Genomic DNA, 19,320 nt, shown 5'->3' with positions numbered 1-19,320 from the left:
CTTCAGCGGGGCTCGCTCAGCGCCCGCTCCTGCACCCGTCCCGTCAGGCCCTCGGTGAGGTCCTCGACCAGGAGGCGCTTGGCGATGGTGTGGACGGCGGCGCGCAGGTCCGTGCCGGGTGGGCGGCCGATGTCCTCGTGGACCCGTTCCTCCAGCCAGGACGCCCAGGCCGTGCCGATGGCGCGGGCCTCCCGGGCGCCCGCCGGGGTGTGGGACAGGAGGGAGCCGTCGCGGGTGAGATAGCCCTCGTCGACCATCCGGTCGAAGACGGGGAGCAGTACCTCCGGAGGGAGGTGGCGGCGGGCCGCGATCAGCCCGAGGCCGGCGTGGCCGACGAGGGTGTTCAGGATCTCCACCTGCATCACCGCCCAGGCGCCGGCCACGTCGAGGCGGGTTTCGGACGCGCTGACGATCCGGCGTGCGGCATCGGGGCCCGTGCCGCCGATGATCTTCCCGACGGTCGCCTCCAGCACCCGCTGGGCGTTGGGGTCGTGCGGGGACGCGAACCCGTCACCCAGGTCGGTGGAGGCCATGCGGGCGCTGTCGCGCAGCGGGACCTGCTTGAGGAACAGCGCGATCACGAAGCCGAGGGCCGCGACCGGCACCGTCCACAGGAACACGGTCTGGAGCGTGTCGGCGTACGCCTCGACGATCGGCGCGGCGACCGGCGACGGCAGCCCGTTCAGGCCCTCGGGGCTGGTCGCGGCCCGGCTGATGGCCGCCGGATCGAGCCCGGAGCCCGCCCCCGCGGCGGCCTCGACCCCGTCGGCGAGGTTCGGCGTGAGCGTGTTGGTGTAGATCGTGCCGAAGACGGCCGTGCCGAACGAGCTGCCCAGCGTACGGAAGAAGGTCACGCCGGAGGTCGCGGTGCCGAGGTCGGCGTAGTCGACGGTGTTCTGCACGGCGATCGTCAGCACCTGCATGCACAGCCCGATGCCGGTGCCGAGGACGAACATGTACAGCGACTCCAGCCACGCACCGGTCGACGGCCCCATCATGGACATCAGGAACAGCCCGACGCCCATCACCAGGGAGCCGACGATCGGGAAGATGCGGTACTTCCCGGTCTTGCTGACCACGTTGCCGCTGAAGACGGAGGCGATGAGCAGCCCGATCACCATCGGCAGGGTCCGCACCCCGGACACCGTTGCCGAGTCGCCGTCGACGTACTGGAGATACGTCGGCAGATACGTCAGCGCCCCGAGCATGGCGAAGCCGACGATGAAGCTGAGAGCGGAGCAGACCGAGAAGACCGGGTCGGTGAACAGCCGCATCGGCAGCATCGGTTCCGCCGCCCGAGTCTCCGCCCAGCAGAACAGCCCGAGCGCGACCGCGCCCCCGACGAACAGCCCGATGATGACGCCGGAGCCCCACGCGTACTCGTTGCCGCCCCAGCTCGTCGCCAGGATCAGCGCGCTCGCGCCGACCGCGACCAGCCCGATGCCCAGATAGTCGATCACCGGCCGGGCGGCCGACTTGACCACCGGGATCGTGCGGGCCGCCGCGAAGACGACGACGATCGCGATCGGGACGTTGACGTAGAACGCCCAGCGCCAGGTCAGATGGTCCGTGAACAACCCGCCCAGCAGCGGCCCGATCACCGTCGCCACACCGAACACCGCGCCGATCGCGCCCTGGTACTTGCCGCGCTCGCGCAGCGGGATGACGTCCGCGATCAGCGCCATCGCCGTCACCATCAGCCCGCCGGCCCCGACGCCCTGCATCGCCCGCCACAGGATCAGCATCGTCATGTTCGAGGCCAGCCCGCACAGGAACGAGCCTGTGATGAACACGATCGCGGAGACCTGGAAGACCAGCTTCCGCCCGAACTGGTCGCCGAACTTGCCGACCAGGACCGTCGCCACGGTCTCCGCGAGCAGATACGCCGTCACGACCCAGGACATGTGCTCGGCGCCGCCCAGGTCCGACACGATCGTCGGCAGCGCCGTGCCCACGATCGTCTGGTCGAGAGCCGCCAGCAGCATCCCCAGCATGATCGTCACGAAGACGACGTTCCGGCGACGCCTGTCCAGCACGGGTGGCTGGGAGGCGGCCGGCGGCGCGGATTCCTCGGCGAGCGTCACGGGGCCACGATCACAGCGCGGAACCCGTGCCGCATGCGGGGCCGGGCCACTCGGGTGGCGTAAGGAACCCTCCGCCTACTGCTCCTTCCGCTCCTCCGCATCCCGGCGGCGCAGCAGATACGTGTCCATGATCCAGCCCTTGCGCTCCCGCGCCTCCGCGCGCAGCCGCTCGATCCGGGGCGCGGCCTCCGCGATCGGACCCGACGCGAGGATCTCGTCCGGCGTGCCGATGTAGGCACCCCAGTAGATCTCGATGTCCTGGTCGGCGTACTGCAGGAAGGTCTGGTGGGCGTCGAGCATCACGACCACGTCGTCCACGTCCTCGGGGAAGCCCTCGGCCAGCCGCCGCCCCGTGGTGATCTGCACCGGCCGCGCCACCCGGTTCAGCCCCGTCCGATGCCGGGCGACGAGCGCCGAGACGCTGCTGATGCCGGGCACCACGTCGTACTCGAACTCCACCGCGCCCTTGTCCAGCACTTCCTGAAGGATCCCGAGCGTGCTGTCGTACAGCGCGGGATCACCCCACACCAGGAACGCGCCGGTCTCGTCCTCGCCCAGCTCCTCGGCGATCAGCCGCTCGTAGATCCCGGCGCGGGCACTGCGCCAGTCCCCGACGGCGGGGGAGTAGGCCGAGCCGCCGGCCGAGCGGTCCCGCTCGGGGTCGCGGGCCTCGACGACCCGGTACGTCCCCTCGGGTATGTGCGCGTCCAGCATGTCCCGGCGCAGCTGCGTGAGGTCCGACTTCACCTCGCCCTTGTCGAGGATGAAGAACACATCCGTACCGCGCAGCGCCCTGACCGCCTGGAGCGTCAGCTGCTCGGGGTCACCCGCCCCGATCCCGATGACATGAATCTTTCGCACGCCCCGAGTCTGCCGCACGCCACTGACAGAGCCGTCACCGAGTCCAGGCACCGGACCGGCGGCCCTGCTGCGCACCGGACCCGCCTACGCCCGCCCCCGCAGCCGAGGCGCCCGCTCCCGCGCGTCCACCCGACCTCCGGCCTCCACGTCCCCCGCCAGCTCCCGCGCCCAAGCGGTCAGCCCCGCGAGATCCATCCCGTACGGCCGCGACTCACCGCTCCCGGCGGCCCACTCCTCCACGGCCCCGGCCCCGCGCCGCAGCAGCCTCGCGCCTCCCGTCACGTTCCCCCGTGCCGAGTGCGTGAGCCCGACGGCCAGCTGCGCCAGCCCGCGCCACAGGGCCCGCTCCTCCTCCGGTCCCGTCTTCCACGCGTCCTCGAAGACCTCGTGCGCATGGAACGGCTTCCCCGCGTCCAGCAGTTCCTGTGCCTCCGCGACCGACGCCCGCGGAGTGCGTACGACACCCTCCGGCTGGCGGGCGACGCCGTCCGCGCCATACGGCAGGGGCCGCCCCAGACCGTCCCGGGGCCGCGCGTTGCGCGCCCGCCCCTCGCTGTCCCGGTCCCGTGCCGCCGCCTGCCGTCCTGACGATGTGCTGCCCATACCCCCGATTGTCCATCGCCCCGTCCCCGGGCGGACGGACGCCCGCTTCGGTGCGGTCGTCGTCGTGAGGTAAAGTGCTGCTCGCGCGATCACGCGGTTCACCGCGCGAGAGGCACCGGGACGTGGCGCAGCTTGGTAGCGCACTTGACTGGGGGTCAAGGGGTCGCAGGTTCAAATCCTGTCGTCCCGACGGTGCGAAGGGTCTTCGCGGGCAGCAGCCCGCGGAGGCCCTTTCGCGTTGCCGGAGCGAGATCGAATACGCGGCCGAGCGCCCGCCCGACTGCGTAGGCTCCGCGTCGAGAGATCGTCCGCAGCGAAGGGGCACGCATGACCACCGTCTTCTCCCGGATCATGGACGGCGAGCTTCCCGCCCAATTCGTGTGGCAGGACCCGCACGCGACGGCGTTCCTGTCCCACGCGCCGCTCACGCCCGGCCACACCCTCGTCGTGCCCCGGCAGGAGATCGACCAGTGGACCCAGGCCGACGGTGAGCTGCTGGCCCACTGCATGCAGGTCGCGCAGGCGGTCGGCCAGGGTGTGCAGCGGGCGTGGGACGCGCCGCGCGCCGGGCTCCTCATCGCCGGTTTCGAGGTGCCCCACCTGCACATTCACGTGGCGCCGATGTGGGGCATGGGCAACCTGAACTTCGACCACGCCAAGCCCGTGGCGGACACGGCGGTCCTGGACGAGGCCGCCGACAGGCTCCGCGTCGCACTGCGCGAGCTCGGCTTCGAGCATGCCGTGGCGCCCGGGGCCTGACCGCTATCGAGGCCCGGGCAGGCGGGTGACGACGCCCGGAGGTCGCCCGCCCGTCACCCGGACCGTACGACGCCGGCTGCGCCCGGATGGTAGAAGCGGGCCATGACCAACTCGCTCATCCCTCCGGCCGGTGCCCGATGACCGCCGGTATCGACACCCCCGACCGCCGCGGCCGCACCGGACTCGACCGGACGGGCCGGGACCTGACCGGCAACCCCCGGGTCAAGGTGCGCGACGTGCAGCTCCTGTCCAGCCACTGGTACGTCGAGCGCGCCACCACCTTCGACTTCCGGCACGCCGACGGCACCTGGCGGACCCAGCAGCGCGAGACGCACGACCGGGGCAACGGCGCGACCATGCTGCTCTACGACGCCGAACGCGAAACCGTCCTGCTCACCCGCCAGTTCCGCTTCCCGGTGTACGTCAACGGCCACCCCGACGGCATGCTGATCGAGACGCCGGGCGGGCTGCTCGACGACGATGACGAGCACCCGGAGATCGCCGTGCGGCGCGAGGTCGTCGAGGAGACCGGGCACACCATCGGCGACGTCCAGCACGTCTTCGACATCTACATGAGCCCGGGCTCGGTCACCGAACGCGTCAGCTTCTACGCCGCCGCGTACGGCCCCTCGACCCGCACCCACGAGGGCGGCGGCCTGGACGAGGAGGGCGAGGACATCGAGATCCTCGAACTGCCCTTCCGCCGGGCCCTGGAGATGATCCGCACCGGGGAGATCGCCGACGCCAAGACCATCATGCTGCTCCAATGGGCCGCCCTGGAGGGCCCTTTCGCCAAGTGACGCCCTTGACTTGAAGTGCGCTTCAAGATGAACACTCCCGTTCGTGCCCCCAATCCGGGAGCGCGAACGGGAGGGATTCATCCATGAAGTACCGCACCATCGGCACCAACCCGAGCACCCGCCGCGAGGTCAGCGTCCTCGCCCTCGGCGCGATGCTCTTCGGCTCACGGACCGATGAGGAGACCTCCTTCGCCGTACTCGACCGCTATGTCGAGGCCGGCGGGACCTTCATCGACACCTCCGACAACTACGCCTTCTGGGAGGACGGCGGCCAGGGCGGACAGAGCGAGGAACTCCTCGGCCGGTGGCGGCGCAGCCGCGGCGTCGGCGACGAGATCGTCATCGCCACCAAGCTCGGCGCCCGCCCGCTCGCCCCGGGCACCGGCTACGTCGACAACGCCGAGGGCCTGTCCGCGAAGGTGATCCGCGAGTCCGCCGAGCGCAGCCGCGACCGGCTCGGCGTGGACAAGCTGGACGTGCTCTACGCCCACATCGAGGACCGGGACGTCCCCCTCCAGGAGACCGTCGAAGGCTTCGCCGAGCTGGTCGCCGAGGGCACGGTCGGCCTCCTCGGCGTCAGCAACCACGCGATCTGGCGGGTCGAGCGGGCCCGCGCGCTCGCCGTGGCGGCGGGACTGCCCGGCTACGAGGTGCTCCAGTACGCCCACAGCCATCTGCGGCCCCGCATCGACGTCCCCGAGGGACTGTTCCCCGACGGCAGCCTCGGCCACGCCGGCCCGGAGCTGCTGAGCTATCTGCGGGCCGAGCCCGGTCTGACGCTGGTCGCCTACTCACCGCTGCTGAAGGGCGCGTACACCCGCCCGGACGTCGCGCTGCCGGGCGACTTCGACCACCCGGGCACCCCGCCCCGGCTGAAGGTGCTGCGCGAGGTCGCCCGGGAGACCGGTGCCACCGTCAACCAGGTCGTCCTGGCCTGGCAGATCGGCGCCGAACTGCCGATCCTCCCCCTGGTCGGGGCGTCGTCCGTGGCCCAGCTGGAGGAGAGCCTGGCGGCCGTGGACCTGGAGCTCACCCCGGAGCAGCGGGACCGGCTCGACGCGGCCCACTGACCACCCCGGGAGTACGCTCCGAAGAGGAGCCGAAGGAGAGTGGGCCATGCCTCTGTTCCCCAACGAGCGGTCCGTCCGCACGACCCCCGAAGGTCTCCTGTGGGAGCCCAGCGAGCGCTGGGTGCGCGGCCTCAAGGGCGACGTCACCGTCGTCGACAGCCGGCACCCCGTCCTCGTGTGGGAACCCGATCTGCCCGTCCCGTGCTACGCGTTCCCACGCGAGGAGGTCCGCACGGACCTGCTGAGCCCGGCGAAGAACCCGCCGACCGGCTCGCACACCGGATCGCAGATCTTCTACGACCTTCAGGCCGACGGAGAGCAGGTGGAGAACGCGGCGTGGACCTTCCCCTCCGCCGACCTCGCCGGGCACATCGCCTTCGAGTGGTTCTGGCGCCGGGGCAGCGGCCTCGACCACTGGTTCGAGGAGGAGGAAGAGATCTTCATCCACCCCCGCGACCCGCACAAACGGGTGGACGCCATGCCCAGCAGCCGTCATGTGCAGGTCGAGATCGACGGCACGGTCGTCGCGGACACACTGCGCCCGGTGCTGCTGTTCGAGACCGGGCTGCCGATCCGGTACTACGTGCCCCGCGAGGATGTCCGGCTCGACCTGTTCGAGCCCAACGACCACCACACCGGGTGCCCGTACAAGGGCACGGCCCAGTACTGGACCTGGCGCGGTGAGGGCGACGTCCCGCGGAACATCGTCTGGAGCTATGCCGAGCCGCTGCCCGCGGTGGGGCCGATCAAGGAGATGGTGGCCTTCTACAACGAGGCGGTGGACATCGTCGTGGACGGCGAGCGACTGAAGCGGCCCGTCACGCCGTTCACCGCGAGCCTCAAGTCCTGACCAGCAGCTGGAAGTCGAACGCGTACCGGGACGCGCGGTAGATGTGCGTCCCGTACTCGACCGGCCGGCCGGTGTCGTCGTACGCCGTGCGCTGCATGGTCAGCAGCGCGGCGCCCTCCTTCTCGTCCAGCCGCTGCGCCTCCTCGGCGGTGGCACAGCGGGCGCCGACGGTCTGGCGGGCGCTGTGCAGGGTGATGCCGACGGCCCGCATCATCCGGTACAGGCCCGTCGACTCCAGCCGGGCGGTGTCGAGGTCGAGCAGGTTCGCGGGCAGGTAGTTGCACAGGATGGCCACGGGCTGCCCGTGGGTGCAGCGCAGCCGCTCCAGGAGCGTGACCTCCGCGCCCTCCGCGATGCCGAGCGCGGCCGCGACATCGGCGGTCGCCGGGACCCGCTCGTTGCGGACGACCTGCGTGGTCGGGCCCTGACCGGCCGCCTCCAGGTCGTCGTAGAGGCTGCTGAGCTCCAGCGGGCGCTTGACCTGGCTGTGCACCACCTGGGTGCCCACCCCGCGCCGCCGCACCAGCAGTCCCTTGTCGACGAGCGACTGGATGGCCTGCCGGACGGTGGGCCGGGACAGGCCCAGCCGTACCGACAGGTCCACCTCGTTGCCCAGGAGGTTGCCCGGGGCGAGCGCCCCGTGCTCGATCGCCGCCTCCAGCTGCTGCGCGAGCTGGTAGTACAGCGGCACGGGACTGCCCCGGTCCAGGGCGAAGTTCAGCGAGTCCAGCGCGGAGGCGGACGCGGTGCGTGCGGAGCCGCGGGTCTTCGCCATGGGACGGCCTCCCTGTCAGGGGGTCAGGAGTTGCTGGGGAAACCGAGGTTGATGCCGCCGTCGGACGGGTCCGGCCAGCGCGTGGTGATCACCTTCCCCTGGGTGTAGAAGGCGATGCCGTCGTTGCCGTAGATGTGCAGATCGCCGAAGAGTGAGTCCTTCCAGCCACCGAAGGAGTGGTAGCCGACCGGCACCGGGATCGGCACGTTCACGCCGACCATGCCCGCCTTCACCTCCAGCTGGAAGCGGCGGGCGGCGCCGCCGTCCCGGGTGAAGATCGCGGTGCCGTTGCCCCAGCGGGAGTCGTTGATCAGCTTGATGGCCTCCTCGTACGTCTCCGCACGCACCACGGCCAGGACGGGGCCGAAGATCTCGTCGCGGTAGGCGTCCGCCGTCAGCGGCACCCGGTCCAGCAGGGAGACACCGAGGAAGAAGCCGTCCTCGTGGCCCTCGACCGAGTAGCCGGTGCCGTCCACGACGACCTCGGCGCCCTGTCCGGCGGCCGACGCCACGTACGAGGCGACCTTGTCGCGGTGCTCCCGCGTGATCAGCGGGCCCATCTCCGAGGCCGGGTCGTTGCCGGGGCCGATGCGCAGGTTCTTCGCCCGCTCGGCGATCTTGCCGACCAGCTCGTCGCCGGTGTCACCGACCGCGACCACGACCGACACGGCCATGCAGCGCTCGCCCGCCGAGCCGTACGCGGCGTTGATCGCCTGGTCGGCGGCGAAGTCGAGGTCGGCGTCCGGCAGGACCAGCATGTGGTTCTTTGCGCCGCCCAGGGCCTGCACCCGCTTGCCGTGCTCGACCGCCTTGAGCTGGATGTACTTCGCGATCGGCGTCGAGCCGACGAAGGAGACCGCCTCGATGTCCGGGTGTTCCAGGAGGCGGTCCACGGCGACCTTGTCGCCCTGCACGACGTTCAGCACACCCTCCGGCAGCCCCGCCTCGGTGGCCAGCTCGGCGAGCCGGTACGACGCCGACGGGTCCTTCTCGGACGGCTTCAGCACGAAGGTGTTGCCGCACGCGATGGCCAGCGGGAACATCCACATCGGCACCATGGCGGGGAAGTTGAACGGCGTGATGCCGGCGACCACGCCCAGCGGCTGCCGGATCGAGGCCACGTCCACCCGGGTCGACACCTGCGTCGACAGCTCGCCCTTCAGCTGCACGGAGATCCCGCAGGCCAGCTCCACGATCTCCATGCCGCGCGCGACCTCGCCGAGGGCGTCGGAGTGCACCTTGCCGTGCTCGGCGGTGATCAGTTCGGCGATCTCGTCGCGGTGGGCGTCCAGCAGCTCGCGGTACTTGAACAGGATCGCGGTCCGCTTGGCCAGGGACGACTGGCCCCAGCTCTCGAACGCGGCCTTGGCGGAGGCGACGGCGGCGTCGACCTCGTCGACGGTCGCGAAGGCGACCTGCTTCTCCTGGGCGCCGGTGGCCGGGTTGTAGACGGGGCTGAAGCGGCCGGAGGTGCCCTCGACCGGCTTGCCGTCGATCCAGTGGGTGATGGTCTTCATGGTGCGAAAGTGCCTTTCGTAAAGGGGAGTTCAGAGGTGACGACGGCGTCCGGCGACGTGCTGGTCGTAGCGTCCGCGGGCCTCGACCGCGGCCTCGCGGTCGGCGACCTCGGCCACGGGCACGTCCCACCAGGCCTCGGGGCCCGGCGAGTTCGGGTTCAGGATGTCCGTCTCGACGTACACACAGGTCGGCCGGTCGGAGGCACGGGCCTTGGCCAGCGCCTCGCGCAGCTCACCCACCGTCTTGGCGCGCAGCACGTCCATGCCGAGGCTGGCCGCGTTGGCGGCGAGGTCGACCGGGAGCGCCGCGCCGGTGAAGGTGCCGTCGGCGGCGCGGTAGCGGTAGTCGGTGCCGAAGCGCTCACCGCCGACCTCGTTCGACAGCCCGCCGATGGAGGCGTACCCGTGGTTCTGGATCAGGACGATGTTGACCGGCAGCCCCTCCTGGACCGCGGTCACGATCTCCGTCGGCATCATCAGATAGGTGCCGTCGCCGACCAGTGACCACACCGCGACGTCCGGAGCGGCCTGCTGGATGCCGATCCCGGCCGGGATCTCGTAGCCCATGCAGGAGTAGCCGTACTCCAGGTGGTACTGGCGCCGCGAGCGGGCCCGCCACAGTTTGTGCAGGTCGCCGGGGAGCGAACCGGCCGCGTTGATCACCACGTCGTCGTCGCCGACGACCGCGTCCAGCGCGCCCAGCACCTGGGTCTGCGTCGGTACGGCCGTGTCGTCGTCGGCGCGGTAGGCGGCCTCGACGACCGCGTCCCAGCGCTCCTTGCCGGCGCGGTACTCCGCCTCGTAGGCGGCCTCCACGCGATGGCCGGAAAGCGCCTCCGTCAAGGCCGTGAGGCCGGCGCGCGCGTCGCAGACCAGCGTCCGCGCGGCGAGCTTGTGCGCGTCGAAGCCGGTGATGTTGAGGTTCAGGAAGCGCACGTCCGGGTGCTGGAAGAGCGTGCCCGAGGCGGTGGTGAAGTCCGTGTACCGCGTGCCGACACCGATCACCAGGTCCGCGGCGCGCGCGATGTCGTCGCTGACCGAGGTGCCGGTGTGGCCGATGCCGCCGAGGTCGGCCGGGTGGTCGTGGCGCAGCGAGCCCTTGCCGGCCTGGGTGGAGGAGACCGGGATGCCGGTGGCTTCCACGAAGGCCTTCAGCGCCGCCTCGGCCTCGCTGTGGTGGACACCGCCGCCCGCCACGATCAGCGGGCGCCGGGCGGCGCGGATCGCCTCGACGGCCGCTGCCAGCTCGACCGGGTCGGGCGCGGGACGCCGTACGTACCAGACGCGGTCGGCGAAGAACTCCTCGGGCCAGTCGTACGCCTCCGCCTGCACGTCCTGGGGGAGGGCCAGCGTCACCGCGCCGGTCTCGGCCGGGTCGGCGAGCACACGCATGGCGTTCAGCGCCGACGGGATCAGGGCCTCGGGGCGGGTGATCCGGTCGAAGTAACGCGAGACCGGACGCAGGGTGTCGTTGACCGAGACGTCCGCCTCGGTGGGGTGCTCCAGCTGCTGGAGCAGCGGGTCCGGGGCGTGCGAGGCGAAGTAGTCGCCGGGGAGCAGCAGGACCGGCAGCCGGTTGATGGTGGCGAGCGCGGCACCGGTGACGAGGTTCGTCGCGCCCGGACCGATCGACGTCGTCACGGCCTGCGCGGAGAGCCGGTCGAGCTGACGGGCGTGGCCGACGGCCGCGTGCACCATGGACTGCTCGTTGCGGCCCTGGTGGTAGGGCATGACGTCCTCGCCCGCCTGGAGGAGGGCCTGCCCGAGGCCGGCCACGTTGCCATGGCCGAAAATGCCCCAGGTGCCGGCGATCAGCCGGTGCCGTACGCCGTCGCGCTCGGTGTACTGGGCGGCCAGGAACCGCACCAGCGCCTGGGCGACGGTGAGACGGACGGTGGATGGGCTCATCGGGGACCTCACTGGGACGGAGCGGTGTAGAGGGGGAGACGGGGGTCGACGGGCCGGTCCGGCCAGGTGCCGCGGACCCAGGCGTGATCGGGGTGGTCGCAGATCAGCCAGGAGCGCTCGGCCTCGGGGCCGGCCATGACGTTGAGGTAGTACATGTGGTGGCCCGGCACGGCCATCGAGGGCCCGTGCCAGCCGTCGGGGATCAGCACGACGTCGCCGCCGCGCACCTCCGCGAGGACGTCGGTGTTCCGGCCGTGGCCGGAAGGGGAGACCCGCTGGTAGCCGAGGCCGGGGATGCCCTCGTGGTCGGCGAACTCGAAGTAGTAGATCTCCTCCAGCACCGACTCCTCGCCGGGCCGGTGCTCGTCGTGCTTGTGCGGCGGGAAGGAGGACCAGTTGCCGCCGGGCGTGATGACCTCGACCGCGATGAGCTTGTCGCACTCGAAGACCCCGGCCGCGCCGAAGTTGTTCACCTGGCGGCTGCTGTTGCCGGTGCCGCGCAGCTCCACCGGCACCGAGGAGGCCGGCCCGTAGCGGGCGGGCAGCCGGCGCGAGCAGCGTGCGCCGGTCAGCGCGAACCGTCCGCCCTCGGCCGACGAGACGGTCGCGCGGGAGTCCCGGGGCAGGTAGGCGAAGTCGGTGACTCCGCTGAACACGCCCTCCCTGCCGGTCAGTTGAAAGATGTCGTGGCCGAAATCGTCCGTCGCCTCGACCGTGCAGCCACCGTTCAGCGGCAGCACGATCCACTCGCTGTCGCCGGTCTCGAAGGTGTGCGAGCCGCCGGGCGGCAGCTGGAGCACCTTCAGGCCGGAGTAGCCCCAGCCGGCCTTCTCGGGCGTGACGTCCACGACGTAGGGGCCGTCGGGCGCCTTACCCGCAGGAAGGTGATACGTCATCGTGTTCCTCCGCGTCACAGTGCGTGTCACAACAGGCCGACGGCCGTGTCCACCGCCGTCTCCACACTGCCCTCGGCCGGGTAGAGCAGCGAGCGGCCGACGACCATGCCCTGGACGGTGGGCAGCCGCAGCGCCTTGCGCCAGCGCTCGTAGGCGCCCTCCTGGTCGCCGCCGACCTCGCCGCCCAGCAGGACGACGGGGAGCGTGGACGTCTCCAGGACCTCGGCCATGTCGTCCGGATCGTCGGTGACGGGCAGTTTCAGCCAGGTGTAGGCCGAGGTGCCGCCGAGGCCGGACGCGATGGCTATCGACCTGGTGACGGCCTCGGCGGACAGGTCGTTGCGCACCCTGCCGTCGACGCGCCGGGAGATGAAGGGCTCGACGAACAGCGGCAGCCGCAGCTCCGCCATGGCGTCGATGGCGCGGGCCGTGGACTCCAGGGTGGTCAGCGAGCCCGGGTCGTCGTAGTCGATACGGACCAGCAGCTTGCCCGCGTCGAAGCGCAGCCGGGCGATGTCCTCGGCCCGGTGGCCGGTGAAGCGGTCGTCCATCTCGAAGGACGCGCCCGCCAGGCCCCCGCGATTCATGGACCCCATGACAACCTTGTCCTCGAGGACGCCGAGCAGCAGCAGGTCCTCCAGGATGTCCGCGGTGGCCAGTACTCCGTCGACGCCGGGCCGGGAGAGTGCCGTGCAGAGACGTTCCAGCAGATCGGCCCGGTCGGCCATCGCCAGGCGCCGGTCGCCCACGCCGAGGGCACCGCGGGCCGGGTGGTCGGCGGCCACGATCATCATGCGGCCGCTGTCGCCGATCAGCGGGCGGCGCACCCGGCGGGCCGCGGCCTCCGCGATCGCCTCGGGGTGCCGGGCTCTGACCGCGGTGAGGTCGGGGATGCTGATGCTCAAGGAAAGCTCCGTTCAGGGGTGGCTGGGGCGGCCGTCACGACGCCTGTGCGAGGAGGGCCTCGACCTCGGCCCCGGTGGGCATCGCGGAAGAGCAGGCGAGGCGGGAGGCGACGAGTGCGCCGGCGGCGTTGGCGTATCGCATGACCTTCTCCAGCTCCCAGCCGGACAGCAGCCCGTGGACCAGCGAGCCGCCGAAGGCGTCGCCCGCGCCGAGTCCGTTGGCGACCTCGACGGGCACCGGCGGCACCTCGGCCTCCGTGCCGTCCCGGTGCACCGCCAGCACGCCCTTGGGGCCCTGCTTGACGACCGCCAGCTCCACGCCGGCCGCCAGCAGTGCCTCGGCGCATTCGCGGGGCTCACGGACCCCGGTGGCGACCTCGCACTCGTCGAGATTGCCCACGGCGACCGTGGCGTGCCGCAGCGCCTCGGCGTAGTACGGGCGGGCCTGGTCGGGGTCGCGCCAGAACATGGGGCGCCAGTCGAGGTCGAAGACCGTGGTGCCCGCCTTGTCGCGCGCCTTGAGGGCGGCGAGAGTGGCGGAGCGGCTCGGTTCCTCGCTCAGGCCGGTGCCGGTGATCCAGAAGACCCGGGCCGAACGAACTGCCCAGTAGTCGAGCTCGTCGGAATGTATCTCCAGGTCAGGCGCCTTAGGCTGCCGGTAGAAGTAGAGCGGGAAGTCGTCCGGCGGGAAGATCTCGCAGAACGTCACCGGCGTCGGGTAGGCCGCGACCGGCGTCACCCAGCGGTCGTCGACGCCGAAGCCCTTGAGGGCTTCGTGCAGGTAGGCGCCGAACGGATCGTCGCCGGTGCGTGTGATCACGGCGGTGTCGCGGCCGAGCCGGGCGGCGGCCACCGCGACGTTCGCGGCGGAGCCTCCGAGGAATTTGCCGAACGTCTCCACCTGCGCCAGGGGGAGGCCGGACTGCAAGGGGTAGAGGTCGACTCCTATTCTTCCCATCGTGATCAAGTCGAAGGACTTGGCTGACTCGGCCATGCGTGACGCTCCTAGAGCTGGACAGGGGTTGCGGGTCCCAAGGGGCCTGCCGCCTCCCAGGTGTAGGTCGTGGAGGCCGACGCTGTCAATAGTTTGTACTTACATTCGGACCTGAGTGTGAAATGATGTCTTAACAAAGTATTGACAGCGGGCGCATCTAGGGATTGGATCCCGTCCCAGCGAAACCGCCGTGTTCCACGGCACACAGGACGCGGACCACGAGGTCCGGGTCATGGATCCCAGTGATCAATCCCTTTCCCCCGTCGCACACCCCGTCGCACAGTGAGGTGCTGGAAAGATGGACCGCTCTTACCCCCGCTCCCGCAAGCTGGTCCCCATGGTGGCCATGGCCGCCGCGGCCGCGTTGACTCTCGCAGGCTGCTCCAGCAGCTCTGGTGGAAAGGAGTCCGAGGAGGGCGGGGCGAACGCCTCCGCGGGCAAGGCCAACACGCCCCGGATGACGGTCGCCCTGGTGACCCACCAGTCGCCCGGCGACACGTTCTGGGACATCGTCCGCAAGGGCGCCGAGGCCGCCGCCGCCAAGGACAACATCAAGCTGATCTACTCCGCGGACCCGAACGCGGGCAACCAGGCCAACCTGGTGCAGAACGCGATCGACCAGAAGGTCGACGGCATCGCGATCACCCTCGCCAAGCCCGACGCCCTCAAGGACGTCGTCAGCAAGGCGCAGAAGGCGAACATCCCGGTCGTCGGCCTGAACTCCGGTGTCAGCGAGTGGCAGAAGCTCGGCCTGATGGAGTTCTTCGGCCAGGACGAGACGGTCGCCGGCGAGGCGCTCGGCAAGCGGCTGAACGAGGCCGGCGCCAAGAAGGCCGTCTGTGTCATCCAGGAACAGGGCAACATCGGCCTCACCCAGCGCTGTGACGGCGTGAAGAAGACGTTCGAGGGCACGACCGAGACCCTGAACGTCAACGGCACGGACATGCCGTCCGTGAAGTCCACGATCACCGCCAAGCTCAAGACGGACAAGGACATCGACTACGTCGTCGCCCTCGGCGCCCCGTTCGCGCTGACGGCCGCGCAGTCCGTGGACGAGTCGGGCAGCAAGGCGAAGGTCGCGACCTTCGACCTCAACAAGGAACTGACCGGAGCGATCAGCAAGGGCGACATCGAGTTCGCCGTCGACCAGCAGCCCTACCTCCAGGGCTACCTGGCGATCGACTCCCTGTGGCTCTACAAGAACAACGGCAACTACATGGGCGGCGGCGAGGCCCCGGTCCTGACCGGTCCGGCCTTCGTCGACAAGACGAACGTCGAGAAGATCGACGCGTTCGCCGCGAAGGGCACTCGGTGATGAGCATGACCCAACAGGCTGAGCCGGCGGTGACCACACCGCCGGCCTCCGGCCCCGGCAAGGAATCCGACGGGCGGACCCGGCAGCGGCCCCTTGCGCTGCGCCTCCTCGCCCGTCCCGAGGTCGGCGTCTTCCTCGGCGCCGTCGCGGTGCTGATCTTCTTCCTCATCACGGCCCCGGCCGTGCGTGACGGCAGCTCGATGGCGAACATCCTGTATCAGTCGTCGACGATCGGGATCATGGCGCTCCCGGTCGCGCTGCTGATGATCGGCGGCGAGTTCGACCTGTCCGCCGGTGTCGCCGTGATCACCTCGGCCCTGACCGCGAGCATGGTCAGCTACCAGCTGACGATGAACGTCTGGGTCGGCGTGATCGTCGCCCTGATCGTGTCGCTCGCGGTCGGCCTGTTCAACGGCTGGCTGCTGGTCAAGACCGGGCTCCCGAGTTTCCTGGTCACCCTCGGCACGTTCCTGATCCTCCAGGGCGTGAACCTCGCCGTGACCAAGCTGGTCACCGGCAACGTCGCGACCGACGACATCAGTGACATGGACGGCTTCGAGCAGGCCAAGGCCCTGTTCGCGTCCTCCTTCGACATCGGCGGCGTCCAGGTCAAGATCACCGTGGTGTGGTGGCTGGTCTTCGCGGCGCTGGCCACGTGGGTGCTGTTGCGTACCAAGTACGGCAACTGGATCTTCGCGGTCGGCGGCAACCAGGGCAGCGCCCGCGCCGTCGGTGTGCCGGTGACGTTCACGAAGATCTCGCTGTTCATGCTGGTCGGCTTCGGCGCCTGGTTCGTCGGCATGCACCAGCTGTTCTCGTTCAACACGGTGCAGTCCGGCGAGGGCGTGGGCCAGGAGCTCATCTACATCGCCGCGGCCGTGATCGGCGGCTGTCTGCTGACCGGTGGTGCCGGTTCCGCGATCGGTCCGGTCTTCGGTGCCTTCATGTTCGGCATGGTCCAGCAGGGCATCGTCTACGCCGGCTGGAACCCGGACTGGTTCAAGGCCTTCCTCGGCGTGATGCTCCTCGGCGCCGTTCTCATCAATCTGTGGGTCCAGCGCACGGCGACCCGGAGGTGACCCGAATGACCAGCAAAGAAACCGGCACCCACGGCGCCGTCCTCCAGGACGAGGTTCCCGACAAGGACGCCCCGATCGTCGAACTGCGCGGCGCGGGCAAGGCGTACGGCAACATCCGCGCCCTGCACGGCGTCGACCTGAAGGTCTTCCCCAGCCAGGTCACCTGCGTGCTCGGCGACAACGGCGCCGGCAAGTCGACCCTCATCAAGATCATCTCGGGTCTGCACCAGCACACCGAGGGCGAGTTCCTCGTCGACGGCACACCGGTGCGCTTCTCCACCCCGCGCGAGGCGCTGGACAAGGGCATCGCGACGGTCTACCAGGACCTCGCGGTGGTCCCCCTGATGCCGGTCTGGCGGAACTTCTTCCTCGGCTCCGAGATGACCAAGGGCCCCTGGCCCGTGCGCCGTCTCGACATCGAGAAGATGAAGAAGACCGCCGACGAAGAGCTGCGCAACATGGGCATCGTCCTGGACGACCTGGAGCAGCCCATCGGGACCCTCTCCGGCGGCCAGCGCCAGTGCGTGGCCATCGCCCGCGCCGTCTACTTCGGCGCCCGCGTCCTCATCCTGGACGAGCCGACCGCCGCCCTCGGCGTCAAGCAGTCCGGCGTGGTCCTGAAGTACATCGCCGCGGCCCGCGACCGAGGCCTCGGCGTCATCTTCATCACCCACAATCCCCACCACGCCTACATGGTCGGCGACCACTTCAGCGTCCTGCGCCTCGGCACCATGGAGCTGAACGCCTCCCGTGACGAGGTGAGCCTGGAAGAGCTCACCAACCACATGGCCGGCGGCACCGAACTCGCCGCACTCAAGCACGAGTTGTCCCAGGTACGCGGCGTCGACGTCGAGGAACTCCCCGAGGAGTCCGACCTCACCGCACCCGTGGCCTCCTCGGAAGGGAAGTCCTGACATGGCCCCTGCGCTGGACCGAATCCGGGTCGGCTCGGCCCCCGACTCCTGGGGCGTCTGGTTCCCCGACGACCCCGTCCAGGTGCCCTGGGAACGCTTCCTCGACGAGGTCGCCGAGGCCGGCTACGACTGGATCGAACTGGGCCCGTACGGCTATCTGCCGACCGACCCCGCACGTCTGACCGACGAGATCGTCAAGCGCAACCTCAAGGTCTCGGCCGGCACGATCTTCACCGGCCTGCACCACGGCCCCGCCGTCTGGGAGTCGACCTGGCAGCACGTCAGCGAGGTCGCCGCGCTCACGCAGGCCATGGGAGCGAAGCACCTCGTCGTCATCCCGTCCTTCTGGCGGGACGACAAGACCGCCGAGATCCTGGAGCCGCCGGAGCTCACCGCCGAGCAGTGGGCCCACCTGACCAAGGGCATGGAGCGGCTCGGGCACGAGGTGAGGGAGACGTTCGGCCTCGACATCGTCGTGCACCCGCACGCCGACACGCACATCGACACCGAGGCCCACGTCGAGCGATTCCTCGACTCGACCGACTCCGACCTGGTCAACCTCTGCCTGGACACCGGTCACTACGCCTACTGCGGCGGCGACAGCGTCAAGCTGATCGAGACCTACGGCGAGCGCATCGGCTATCTGCACCTCAAGCAGGTGGACCCGGAGATCCTCGCGGACGTGGTGAAGAACGAGATCCCGTTCGGACCCGCGGTGCAGCGCGGCGTGATGTGCGAACCCCCGTCCGGCGTACCCGCGCTGGGGCCCGTTCTGGAGGCCGCGCAGAAGCTGAACGTGGACCTGTTCGCCATCGTCGAGCAGGACATGTACCCCTGCGAGCCGGACAAGCCGATGCCCATCGCGGTGCGCACCCGCAAGTTCCTCAGGTCCTGCGGCGCCTGATGATCCGAAAGGACGGCCGATCACCATGACCCAGCGTCCGCACACGCTCGGAGTCGCAGTCATCGGTACCGGAAGGATGGGCGCGGACCATGTGCGCCGCATCCAGGAGGTCATCAGCGGGGCACGGGTGACCGCCGTCGTGGACGTCGACGCGGAACGCGCCAAATCGGTCGCGGCCCGTGTCGACGGCTGCACCGTCCACACCGACCCGGCCGCCGCGATGGCGTCGGCCGACGTCGACGCGGTGATCGTCGCCTCGCCGGGCCCCGCCCACGAGGCGGCCCTGCTCGCCGCCTTCGAGCACGACCTGCCGGTGCTGTGCGAGAAACCGCTCACCCCGGACGCGGCGTCCGCGCTGCGGGTCCTTCAGGCCGAGCAGAAGCTGGGCCGGCGCCGGGTCCAGGTCGGCTTCATGCGGCGCTACGACGCCGAGTACATGAAGCTCAAGTCCCTCCTGGAGACGGGCCAGTTGGGCCGTCCGCTGATGCTGCACAACCGGCACCGCAATGTCGCCAGCCCGCCGGGCTGGACCTCCGAGATGCTCATCAACGACTCCGTCACGCACGAGATGGACGTGACCCGCTGGCTGCTCGGCCACGAGATCACGGCCGTCACGGTGCTCGCCCCGACGCCGTCCGCGAACGCCCCGGACGGCATTCGCGACCCGCAGTTCGTGGTCTTCGAGACGGACGGCGGCGCCATCGTCGACGTCGAGATCTACGTCAACTGCGGTTTCGGCTACCAGGTCCAGGCCGAGGTCGTCTGCGAACGCGGCACCGCCCGCGTCGGCGACGGCCACGCCATGGTCACCAACGCGGCCGGCCGCTGGGGCGGCATCATCGCCCAGGACTACATCGAACGGTTCGCCGATGCCTACGACCGCGAGGTCCAGGCCTGGGTGGACGCCACCCGCCGCGACGAGGTCACCGGCCCCAGTGCCTGGGACGGCTATGCGGTGGCCGCGGTGTGCGAGGCGGCGGTACGGGCCCTGGAGGAGGGCGGCCGGATGCGGGTCGAACTGGTGGAGCGGCCCGCGCTGTACGCCTGACGACGATCCGCCGCACGTCGCCACGACGCACCGGAGGG

The 19,320-nt window shown here is 70.4% G+C and carries 18 protein-coding genes and 1 tRNA gene; 10 read left to right on the top strand and 9 right to left on the bottom strand.

Annotated features, from left to right (window positions below; translation table 11 throughout):
• Positions 1-2 precede the first annotated feature (2 nt).
• The 3 genes from CP983_RS05480 to CP983_RS05470 all read right to left on the bottom strand — a co-directional run bounded on the left by CP983_RS05480 (position 3) and on the right by CP983_RS05470 (position 3,548).
• Positions 3-2,084 (bottom strand): MDR family MFS transporter, encoded by a 2,082-nt coding sequence (locus CP983_RS05480; RefSeq protein WP_107908316.1) that lies wholly within the window; start codon positions 2,082-2,084, stop codon positions 3-5.
• Positions 2,085-2,159: 75 nt separating this feature from the next.
• On the bottom strand, positions 2,160-2,945 hold the full coding sequence (gene cobF, locus CP983_RS05475; RefSeq protein ID WP_150498727.1) for a precorrin-6A synthase (deacetylating): 786 nt from the start codon (positions 2,943-2,945) through the stop codon (positions 2,160-2,162).
• Positions 2,946-3,029: 84 nt separating this feature from the next.
• Positions 3,030-3,548 carry a DUF309 domain-containing protein gene (locus tag CP983_RS05470; protein ID WP_150498726.1) on the bottom strand — a complete coding sequence of 173 codons (519 nt, stop codon included), beginning with the start codon at positions 3,546-3,548 and terminating at the stop codon, positions 3,030-3,032.
• A 116-nt stretch (positions 3,549-3,664) separates the two neighbouring features.
• Here CP983_RS05470 and CP983_RS05465 point away from each other — a divergent pair.
• The 5 genes from CP983_RS05465 to CP983_RS05445 all read left to right on the top strand — a co-directional run bounded on the left by CP983_RS05465 (position 3,665) and on the right by CP983_RS05445 (position 7,027).
• Positions 3,665-3,738 (top strand) — tRNA-Pro (locus CP983_RS05465).
• Positions 3,739-3,875: 137 nt separating this feature from the next.
• Complete coding sequence (locus tag CP983_RS05460) at positions 3,876-4,307, top strand: HIT family protein (RefSeq protein ID WP_125526182.1); 432 nt, start codon at positions 3,876-3,878, stop codon at positions 4,305-4,307.
• Positions 4,308-4,444: 137 nt separating this feature from the next.
• A complete protein-coding gene (locus CP983_RS05455; RefSeq protein ID WP_150498725.1) occupies positions 4,445-5,107 on the top strand; it encodes an NUDIX domain-containing protein in 663 nt (220 codons plus the stop codon).
• A gap of 83 nt (positions 5,108-5,190) precedes the next feature.
• A complete protein-coding gene (locus tag CP983_RS05450) occupies positions 5,191-6,177 on the top strand; it encodes an aldo/keto reductase (RefSeq protein WP_150498724.1) in 987 nt (328 codons plus the stop codon).
• A gap of 46 nt (positions 6,178-6,223) precedes the next feature.
• Complete coding sequence (locus CP983_RS05445; protein ID WP_150498723.1) at positions 6,224-7,027, top strand: DUF427 domain-containing protein; 804 nt, start codon at positions 6,224-6,226, stop codon at positions 7,025-7,027.
• Here the strand turns inward: CP983_RS05445 and CP983_RS05440 are convergent.
• The 6 genes from CP983_RS05440 to iolC are packed head-to-tail and all read right to left on the bottom strand — an operon-like array spanning position 7,017 to position 14,022.
• Positions 7,017-7,802, bottom strand: coding sequence for a GntR family transcriptional regulator (locus tag CP983_RS05440; RefSeq protein ID WP_093865545.1), 786 nt, complete (start codon positions 7,800-7,802; stop codon positions 7,017-7,019). The two genes, CP983_RS05445 and CP983_RS05440, sit on opposite strands and share 11 nt — an antisense overlap.
• Before the next feature lie 23 nt (positions 7,803-7,825).
• A complete protein-coding gene (locus tag CP983_RS05435; RefSeq protein ID WP_150498722.1) occupies positions 7,826-9,319 on the bottom strand; it encodes a CoA-acylating methylmalonate-semialdehyde dehydrogenase in 1,494 nt (497 codons plus the stop codon).
• Positions 9,320-9,349: 30 nt separating this feature from the next.
• On the bottom strand, positions 9,350-11,227 hold the full coding sequence (gene iolD, locus CP983_RS05430; protein WP_150498721.1) for a 3D-(3,5/4)-trihydroxycyclohexane-1,2-dione acylhydrolase (decyclizing): 1,878 nt from the start codon (positions 11,225-11,227) through the stop codon (positions 9,350-9,352).
• 8 nt (positions 11,228-11,235) lie between these two features.
• Positions 11,236-12,123: a 5-deoxy-glucuronate isomerase gene (iolB, locus tag CP983_RS05425; RefSeq protein WP_150498720.1), complete on the bottom strand. Its 888-nt coding sequence runs from the start codon at positions 12,121-12,123 to the stop codon at positions 11,236-11,238.
• 26 nt (positions 12,124-12,149) lie between these two features.
• Entirely contained in the window at positions 12,150-13,028 is an 879-nt protein-coding gene (locus CP983_RS05420; protein ID WP_125526175.1) for a Cgl0159 family (beta/alpha)8-fold protein, read from the bottom strand.
• A 34-nt stretch (positions 13,029-13,062) separates the two neighbouring features.
• Positions 13,063-14,022 carry a 5-dehydro-2-deoxygluconokinase gene (iolC, locus tag CP983_RS05415; RefSeq protein WP_125526174.1) on the bottom strand — a complete coding sequence of 320 codons (960 nt, stop codon included), beginning with the start codon at positions 14,020-14,022 and terminating at the stop codon, positions 13,063-13,065.
• Positions 14,023-14,320: 298 nt separating this feature from the next.
• On the opposite strand from iolC, the gene CP983_RS05410 reads away from it, so the two are divergent.
• From CP983_RS05410 to CP983_RS05390, 5 genes are read left to right on the top strand one after another with little or no spacing between them, the layout of a single operon-like run.
• Positions 14,321-15,337: a sugar ABC transporter substrate-binding protein gene (locus CP983_RS05410; RefSeq protein ID WP_125526173.1), complete on the top strand. Its 1,017-nt coding sequence runs from the start codon at positions 14,321-14,323 to the stop codon at positions 15,335-15,337.
• The gene (locus tag CP983_RS05405; protein ID WP_107908659.1) at positions 15,337-16,416 is read left to right on the top strand and encodes an ABC transporter permease; all 1,080 of its coding nucleotides are present in this window, start codon (positions 15,337-15,339) and stop codon (positions 16,414-16,416) included. Before CP983_RS05410 ends, CP983_RS05405 begins: the two co-directional genes overlap by 1 nt.
• A gap of 5 nt (positions 16,417-16,421) precedes the next feature.
• Positions 16,422-17,330, top strand: a complete 909-nt coding sequence (locus CP983_RS05400; protein WP_125526172.1) for an ATP-binding cassette domain-containing protein — start codon at positions 16,422-16,424, stop codon at positions 17,328-17,330.
• Position 17,331: 1 nt separating this feature from the next.
• Complete coding sequence (locus CP983_RS05395; RefSeq protein ID WP_150498719.1) at positions 17,332-18,234, top strand: sugar phosphate isomerase/epimerase family protein; 903 nt, start codon at positions 17,332-17,334, stop codon at positions 18,232-18,234.
• Positions 18,235-18,259: 25 nt separating this feature from the next.
• Positions 18,260-19,282: a Gfo/Idh/MocA family protein gene (locus CP983_RS05390; protein ID WP_107908654.1), complete on the top strand. Its 1,023-nt coding sequence runs from the start codon at positions 18,260-18,262 to the stop codon at positions 19,280-19,282.
• The last annotated feature ends 38 nt before the right edge of the window (positions 19,283-19,320 follow it).

Origin of the sequence: Streptomyces chartreusis (assembly GCF_008704715.1) — a bacterium.
GTDB classification, from domain to species: Bacteria; Actinomycetota; Actinomycetes; order Streptomycetales; family Streptomycetaceae; genus Streptomyces; species Streptomyces chartreusis.
The sequence above is the reverse complement of the archived record's forward strand: the minus strand, read 5'-3'. Positions and strand labels throughout refer to the sequence as shown.

Excerpts from the sequence above, each read along its gene's own strand:
- CP983_RS05470 (WP_150498726.1), bottom strand. The coding sequence starts at position 3,548 with ATGGGCAGCACATCGTCAGGACGGCAGGCGGCGGCACGGGACCGGGAC.
- CP983_RS05460 (WP_125526182.1), top strand. The coding sequence starts at position 3,876 with ATGACCACCGTCTTCTCCCGGATCATGGACGGCGAGCTTCCCGCCCAA.
- CP983_RS05455 (WP_150498725.1), top strand. The coding sequence starts at position 4,445 with ATGACCGCCGGTATCGACACCCCCGACCGCCGCGGCCGCACCGGACTC.
- CP983_RS05450 (WP_150498724.1), top strand. The coding sequence starts at position 5,191 with ATGAAGTACCGCACCATCGGCACCAACCCGAGCACCCGCCGCGAGGTC.
- CP983_RS05445 (WP_150498723.1), top strand. The coding sequence starts at position 6,224 with ATGCCTCTGTTCCCCAACGAGCGGTCCGTCCGCACGACCCCCGAAGGT.
- CP983_RS05440 (WP_093865545.1), bottom strand. The coding sequence starts at position 7,802 with ATGGCGAAGACCCGCGGCTCCGCACGCACCGCGTCCGCCTCCGCGCTG.
- CP983_RS05435 (WP_150498722.1), bottom strand. The coding sequence starts at position 9,319 with ATGAAGACCATCACCCACTGGATCGACGGCAAGCCGGTCGAGGGCACC.
- iolD (WP_150498721.1), bottom strand. The coding sequence starts at position 11,227 with ATGAGCCCATCCACCGTCCGTCTCACCGTCGCCCAGGCGCTGGTGCGG.
- iolB (WP_150498720.1), bottom strand. The coding sequence starts at position 12,123 with ATGACGTATCACCTTCCTGCGGGTAAGGCGCCCGACGGCCCCTACGTC.
- iolC (WP_125526174.1), bottom strand. The coding sequence starts at position 14,022 with ATGGCCGAGTCAGCCAAGTCCTTCGACTTGATCACGATGGGAAGAATA.
- CP983_RS05410 (WP_125526173.1), top strand. The coding sequence starts at position 14,321 with ATGGACCGCTCTTACCCCCGCTCCCGCAAGCTGGTCCCCATGGTGGCC.
- CP983_RS05405 (WP_107908659.1), top strand. The coding sequence starts at position 15,337 with ATGAGCATGACCCAACAGGCTGAGCCGGCGGTGACCACACCGCCGGCC.
- CP983_RS05400 (WP_125526172.1), top strand. The coding sequence starts at position 16,422 with ATGACCAGCAAAGAAACCGGCACCCACGGCGCCGTCCTCCAGGACGAG.
- CP983_RS05395 (WP_150498719.1), top strand. The coding sequence starts at position 17,332 with ATGGCCCCTGCGCTGGACCGAATCCGGGTCGGCTCGGCCCCCGACTCC.
- CP983_RS05390 (WP_107908654.1), top strand. The coding sequence starts at position 18,260 with ATGACCCAGCGTCCGCACACGCTCGGAGTCGCAGTCATCGGTACCGGA.